The organism is Dapis purpurea BLCC-M126 (assembly GCF_050015975.1).
GTDB lineage: Bacteria > Cyanobacteriota > Cyanobacteriia > Cyanobacteriales > Microcoleaceae > Trichodesmium.
In genome coordinates this window covers 1-2,195 of sequence record NZ_JBNHER010000104.1, presented here as the reverse complement: position 1 = coordinate 2,195, position 2,195 = coordinate 1, and the positions used below count along the sequence as shown (strand labels likewise).

General features: G+C 39.8%; 2 protein-coding genes. Both read left to right on the top strand.

What is annotated here, in order from left to right; genetic code table 11:
- Positions 1-230: 230 nt before the first annotated feature.
- On the top strand, positions 231-1,652 hold the full coding sequence (locus tag ACP6PL_RS09765) for an RNA-guided endonuclease InsQ/TnpB family protein (RefSeq protein WP_426544990.1): 1,422 nt from the start codon (positions 231-233) through the stop codon (positions 1,650-1,652).
- 170 nt (positions 1,653-1,822) lie between these two features.
- Entirely contained in the window at positions 1,823-1,993 is a 171-nt protein-coding gene (locus ACP6PL_RS09760) for a hypothetical protein (protein ID WP_426544988.1), read from the top strand.
- The last annotated feature ends 202 nt before the right edge of the window (positions 1,994-2,195 follow it).

Sequence of the window (2,195 nt, the reverse complement as noted above, 5' to 3'; positions counted from 1 at the left end):
ACATCAAATCCATTTTACCCCACTTTGTGGTTCAATTACCTGAAAATTGCTGTAAACGATCGCTATTAGTTTCTCATCATTTGCTTATCAAAAAACTTTAACTAACCCGGCGGGAAGTCCCGCGCTGTAATTTTCAATTCAGCGCCGGGATGAAAGCCGGGCACCGATGTGTGTAGTTCGTCCTAATTTTTGATATAATAACGAATGTAGATATAAAGGTCGATTCTAGGATGCTACTGAAATATAAGTACAAGCTCAAGCCCCATAAAAGTCAAGGGGTTATTATCGCTAATTGGTTAGAATTGGCTAGAAAACAATATAATTATCGTTTGGCTCAAAGATTGAATTGGTTTGAATCAACACGCACACCAGTAAATGCCTGTCCTTTAAATGTTTCAGTAGTACCAGTAGACCGAATTTATCAAAATATCCCCGAATTTAGAGTACAAACACGGGATGGCAGAAAGAAAGATAGTGATGGCAACCCAGTAACGAAAAAAGATGATAAGCATCCTAATATCATAAATGGTTATGTAGTTTGGGAAACAGTACAGTTAGCAGACCTAGTACAAACTAAAAAGCTATTTCCGGAATACAAATCCATGCACTCCCAGGTTTTACAGGATGTTGTTCAGCGTGTACAAACTACCATGGATAACTTTACCAAACCTGACAAAAACGGTAAAACCAGTGGGAGACCGAAATTCAAAGGGAAGCATTATTATAATTCGTTCAGTTATCCTCAGTTATCAAATTCTCATATTGTCAAAAATGCCAACGGTCGTATTTGTATAAATCTACCAAAGATTGGTTTAGTTCCCTTTGTCTACAATCGCCTAATACCAGCAGGATTCAAGGTTAAGACAGGTACAGTAATTCGCGAAGCAGACGGATGGTATATTAGCTTCACCATAGAAGATAAGACTGTACCTGTAGAGGTTGTAGAAATTCAACCCACCGAAGATAACTCCAAAGGTATCGACCTAGGATTGTTGCACTATGCTGTTACATCTGATGGAGAATTTATAGAAGTTCCTAAATTTTTCAGATTCTCTGAGCATCGCTTATCTAAACTACAGGTGAGATTAGCTAAAAAACCAAAACATTCTCATCCTTGGAAGATTCTCAAGCGTAAAATAGCAAAACTCCATCAACTAATAGCTAGGCAACGACTCGATTGGCAATTCAAACTTGCTTATCATTTGTTCAGTGACTGCCAGGTGGTATTTTTAGAAGACCTGCAAATAGCTTCTTTAGTCAGACGTTGCAAAGCTAAATTAGGTGATAATGGTCAATTTTTGCCCAATGGTCAGTCAGCTAAATCAGGGCTAAATAAGTCTTTGCAAGATGCAGCATTTGGTCAGTTTATTCAAATCTTAGAGTATGTTGCCTGGAAGTTAGGCAAGAGAATTATCAAAGTAGACCCAAAAGGTACGTCTCAACATTGTTGGGAATGCTTGAGTAAAGTCCCCAAAAGCTTATCAGAACGCTGGCATTCATGCCCTAAATGTGGTCAAGAGCTAGATAGAGACTATAACTCAGCTCTTATAATACAGAAAATAGGATTATTATCAACACAGGAGGAGGACATCACTTCTGTAAAAACTGCGGTCAAGGTTTCCTTGGCTGAAGAATCCCGCGCTCTCCCGTAGGGGAGCGTCGGGAGTATGTCAACTATTTCAAATTGTACCTCAGATGATGCAGTATTTTCAGATTTATTAGATGGGGTGGTAATGTAATCTAGCTCAGGTTTCAGGTGATGGTGCTTATGAAAAGCATAAATGCTATGATGTTGCCAGCCAAAAGGGGGACAATAGTGACAATGACACCGCGAAAAGACGCGCTTCTATGGCAACATGGTAACTTTAAAGCACCACCGTATACGAGAGATGAAAACCTAAAACAAATACGAAAGGTAGAGGCAAAAAGTGGAAGCGTGAGAGTGGGTACTATAGACGTTCCTTATCTGAAACTACTAGCGCGTCTAGACTAAAATTCTGGCTAAAACCTCCCCCCTCTCCTGGAAGGAGAGGGGTTGGGGGAGAGGTATTCATTGACTCGCCTCTTTACCGAATAATTATTAATTATTAATTATTAATTAAATAATTCAGGTTTAAAGCCTCCTCTTTCAAGAGGAAAAAGCGGTCGGAAAGCGGAGCAGTCCGTTAGGATGGGATGCCGAGGTCTCCGTTCCC

Excerpts from the sequence above, each read along its gene's own strand:
- ACP6PL_RS09765 (WP_426544990.1), top strand. The coding sequence starts at position 231 with ATGCTACTGAAATATAAGTACAAGCTCAAGCCCCATAAAAGTCAAGGG.
- ACP6PL_RS09760 (WP_426544988.1), top strand. The coding sequence starts at position 1,823 with ATGACACCGCGAAAAGACGCGCTTCTATGGCAACATGGTAACTTTAAA.